This window comes from Candidatus Phytoplasma bonamiae (genome assembly GCF_030586845.1).
GTDB lineage: Bacteria > Bacillota_I > Bacilli_A > Acholeplasmatales > Acholeplasmataceae > Phytoplasma > Phytoplasma bonamiae.
Genome location: NZ_JAOSIQ010000032.1, coordinates 1 through 4,797 on the forward strand (window position 1 = coordinate 1; position 4,797 = coordinate 4,797).

The 4,797-nt window shown below is 25.9% G+C and carries 4 protein-coding genes; all 4 read left to right on the top strand.

Going from position 1 to position 4,797, the window contains the following annotated elements:
- Positions 1-620 precede the first annotated feature (620 nt).
- Positions 621-1,562: a hypothetical protein gene (locus tag OC701_RS02350; RefSeq protein ID WP_304514483.1), complete on the top strand. Its 942-nt coding sequence runs from the start codon at positions 621-623 to the stop codon at positions 1,560-1,562.
- Positions 1,563-2,325: 763 nt separating this feature from the next.
- Positions 2,326-3,699 (top strand): reverse transcriptase domain-containing protein, encoded by a 1,374-nt coding sequence (locus tag OC701_RS02355; RefSeq protein WP_304514484.1) that lies wholly within the window; start codon positions 2,326-2,328, stop codon positions 3,697-3,699.
- A 42-nt stretch (positions 3,700-3,741) separates the two neighbouring features.
- A complete protein-coding gene (locus OC701_RS02360; protein ID WP_304514485.1) occupies positions 3,742-4,014 on the top strand; it encodes a hypothetical protein in 273 nt (90 codons plus the stop codon).
- Between the two features lie 249 nt (positions 4,015-4,263).
- Complete coding sequence (locus OC701_RS02365; RefSeq protein WP_304514486.1) at positions 4,264-4,749, top strand: SVM family protein; 486 nt, start codon at positions 4,264-4,266, stop codon at positions 4,747-4,749.
- Positions 4,750-4,797 lie beyond the last annotated feature (48 nt).

Below are 4,797 nucleotides of genomic sequence, written 5' to 3' on the forward strand. Positions count from 1 at the left end.
TTCTAATTAGTATTTTTCCAAATAATTTATTTTTGTTTCTTCTAAAAATTAATTAAAAATTTTATATTTTAATTAAAAAATATTTATTTTTAGAAAATTATTAAATATTTAAAAAATTATTAAATTTGTTAAAAAATAAATAAAATTATAATTTTACAATTGATTAAATTTAATAAAATTTTTAATCAATATGTTTATTTAATAAATTTTTTTTAATATCTTTTATAAAAATATTAATAATTTATACTTTTAATAATTATTTTTATTTTTAAAATTAGAAATTGAATTAGTATTATAATTATTTTTTAATAAAATTATAATTATTATCACTATTATTACCCTAATAAGTAAAAAGTAATATTTTATTCTTTAAATTTAAAAAATTTCTAAATAATTTTTTTATAATTAAATATATTTAATATAATATGAAAAATTATAAATATTTTTTATAATTTACAATATTTTAAATAATCTAAAATCTATTAAAATTTAATTGTTGTTTAAAAAAGAAATAAACATTAAAATAAATTCACTTTTTCAAAAAATAACTATTTTTTTCCTAATTTTAATTTCTTGATTATAAATAATAAATTTAAATAAAGAAAAAAGGAACTTTAAAAATGGTTAAATTAAAAAAAATAATTAAGAACATTAATATTTATTTATCAGTTGCATTATTACTGTTTGTTATGAACATAAATATTCATTCTTTGATAGCTATTACAAATAATAAAGATATAATGTATAAAACTGATAATATGAAGATTCATAATATTTATTTAGAAAAAGAAGAGGATATATCAAATTATTTAATAAATTTGAATTGTTATGAATGTTTTAGTCCTTTAGTTTTAGATTATCCGTGCTATAATGGACAAAATATTAAATATGATCTTATTTGGACCATTAAAAATCCTCCTTTTACACAATTAGGCAATAATGAATATAAGTTAATGTGTGTTTTTTTTGATAAAGGAGAAAGAGATCAAAAAGATGATATTTATTCTCTAGAAGATTTACAATATATGAGCAATGGAGCTTCTAATATGTATATTTTTTGGTTAAAAAAATTAAGTATTAGAGATGAAGTTAAAAAAAATAAACAAAATATAAAACAAACAATATTTAATCGATTAGAAATTGAATTTCAAAAAAAGATAATAGCAGAATTGAAGGAAACATTAAATTTATTGCAAAAAGAAAAAAAAGATTTTAAATCTAAATTTTTACAACTTCAATTAGAAAAAAAATCCTTAGAAAATGATCTTAAATTAAAAACACAAGAGTTATTGAATAGTCAAAAAATAACTGAAATCGAAATAACTAATTTAAAAAAAGAAATTAAAAATATTCAGACAAAATTAGATCTTAAAAATCAAGAAAATAGCAATCAAAATCAAAAAATAGAAGAACTAAAAATAAAATTAAATTTATTAAAAATAGAAATTGAAAAAATTAAAAACGAAAAAAATCAATATCAATACATGACACAATTGCTTGAACAAAAACAAAATACTTATTCGGGAATTTTCGATTTGTTTTGTAAAAAAGTTTTTAAATAATTCAAAAAATACAGCATTCATATCCCAATCATACTAAATGCAATTAAACATTGACTATTACCAATATAAATTAATTGACAATTTTATAATAATCTTTTAATTAAAAGATTATTATAATAATAACGAGGGCGCCAAAGAGGCCTAAATTTCCTGCTATCTAACCAATAGCCAGGGCCGATAAACCCTGAAAGGATATGGTCGGTTTATCAGACGAAAGAATGATAGATTATAGCAGACCATAAAAGCGGATTGCGACAAAGTAGTTAGTCAAAAAGACACCGCCACCGAATGATTCTAAGGGTAAACCTGAAATGGTCTAAGAAGATAAGTAGATGTAATAACATAACCTGTTTCGCAAACTACTATAGGCGAGCAGTCTAGAGACTATCGATATAAATCGTTAGTATTGGGTAGTTTATCACCTAACCAACCTGGAATCTTACCATTTATTAGAATGGTCAATTCCCCTAAAGAATTAAGGTAGAAATTTAGCGTAACTTGGAGAATCCTAAGACTAAGTAATTAAGTTTACTAATCTGGAAATAAAAGACCGGATGGTCAAGGATAAAGAATCTTTTTAGTAGTCATAAGGGGGTAAACCTAAATTTGGAATAATTTAGTTAATCGGCTTATCAAGAAGAGAGTTAATAGCTCTCATAGGGCGAAAGCAGAAAGTAATTTATTATTTATTCAATGGCATCAAGGAAGGAGTTGATATATCATATCAACAACGGTTTCATCAGAAACTAAACTTTCACGAACATTGAATAGAATTCAATATTGTTCATCAAACGGCTACTCCTTAAAAAGAGAAATCCAGCAGGGAATGAATAACTTTTATAACACGTTAACAGCATTTAATACAATTGCCACTAACAAAGGAGCGGGTACACCTGGAATTGACAATAAAACCATCGATGGAATCAATCTGGAAAGACTAGAAAGATACCATCGGGAATATGTTAATAACAGGTACAACCCAAAACCAGTTAAAAGAATCTTCATTCCTAAAGATAATAAAAAAACTAGACCTTTGGGCATACCGACTATCAAAGATAGACTGATGCAAAAATGCCTGGAACAACTCTTAACTCCTTATTTCGAAAATATCTTCTCAGAATGGAGCTTTGGATTTAGAATCAAGAAATCATGTCATGACGCCATCAAACGCGTTAAAAAAAGATTTCAAGTAATCAACTACCTTGTTAAAATCGACTTAAAAGGTTACTTTGATACCATCAATCATGAGATTCTGATGAGAACCTTAAACCAGTTTATCAAAAAGAATAAAACGCTCTCAACTATTAACAAGTGGTTAAAATCCGATTTCATGAAAGATGGCATCAAATACGAATCTCTATCAGGCGCTCCTCAAGGAGGGATTATTTCTCCTTTGTTGGCGAATGTATATTTACACTACATCGACTTGAAAATGGAGAAACTGATTAAAGAAGGAATACCGATTAGGAAGAGTAACCCAGAATATGGGAAGGCATGGAAAATACATCAGCATCATAATCTGGGGTTTGACAGGTATATCAATCTAAATCTAAAACCCAGAGTTGAATATATCCGTTATGCTGATGACTTTATCATTGGTGTTAAGGGGGAATATGATGAGGCGTATAACATCAAAAATCAAGTAACGCGATGGCTAACGCAAGACTTGAACCTTACTGTTAGTAAGGATAAGTCCAAAGTTGTTAAAGCCAACAAAGGAACGAGGTTTCTATCCTACATGATAAAGGTTAATCCTACCAACAAAACTCGGGAAAGGAAAACAACTAAGGATTCCTTAAATGGCAAAGTTCTTGTCAGAATTTCCCGAGCGAAAGCCGAAGAATATGGATATGAATATAATTGGTTAAAAAAGGGAAAGGTGAAACACGACGAAACATTAGCAGAAAGAGACGAATTAGAAATAATCCGGATCTATAAGACAATTGTTAGAGGAATTATCCAATACTTTTGTTTGGCTAACAATCTAAGTGTTTTGACTCACTTAAGTTATCTAGCGGAATATAGCTGTTTGAAAACACTAGCAAGGAAACGGAAAACGTCAATTGCTAGAGTTCGAAAGAAATGCAAAATTGGTTCGACCTGGGGGATTGCTTATATTAATAAAGGGAAAACCTAGTACGAACCATGGGAGGTTTACTCTTGGAACAAAATTAAGACAATGCGTAATTATAAGGGAAATCCAGACATTACCATTAATAGATTTATATTCCAAAGTCGTACCCATTTAACTGACCGTATAAAGGCGGAACGTTGTGAGAATTGCAATAAAACATCCCAACTTCAAATTTCATTACATTGGTACGGTCCGCAATGCGCATCACCAAGTATTATGAATAAAAGAACGAAAGTATTGTGTAAGGATTGTCATCGAAAGGTAACAAATCAACAAATACATGATATCAGAAAGAATAAGAACAATAAGAATAAATAACTAATCAACTGTGAAGGGAAATTAGTTCTCGAAAGAGAGTGAATTATGGAAAGCCGGATGCTGGGAAACTTGCTTGTCCGGTTTGGACGGGGGCTGATTGTAAATAAAACAACAAATACAAATCGTTGTATAAAACGCAATTTATCTACCCGTATTTAAATTAAAACAAACTTCAAAGAACTCACAAAATTATATTAATTTCTAATATATTAAAATTTAAATAATAAAAGTCTAAAGGAGATTTAATTAATGTTTAAATTACAAAACAAATTTAAAATAATAGATATTTTTCTATTTACTTTCTTAGGATTATTATTTATAATAAGCAATAACAAAGTAATAGCGACGAATAATTTAAATGATTTAAATGATGAAAATTCTATAAATATTGAAATTGATAAACTTTACTTAGAAAGAAAAAAATTAACTACTAAAATTGCATATTTTTGCATTCATCATTTAGATGATGATGTAACATTACAAAAACAATTAAATAATTTAGATCAAAAAATTCAAAACCTTTATCAAAGAATCTGTAATATTAAAAATTTAAATTATATAAATACACAAATTTGGCATTATTCGTATGAACGAAATCAAATAGCAAACAAAATTTTAAGCAATTCTTGTCAAAACCCCGAATTACAAACGCTTATTACAAATTATCCAAAATTAGTACAAAAAATTAAGAATTTAGAAAAAAAATATATTGATTTACAATTTAAATTAAATTAATTTTATTTTTAATTAATTCATTATGAATTAATATATTTTATTAAATTT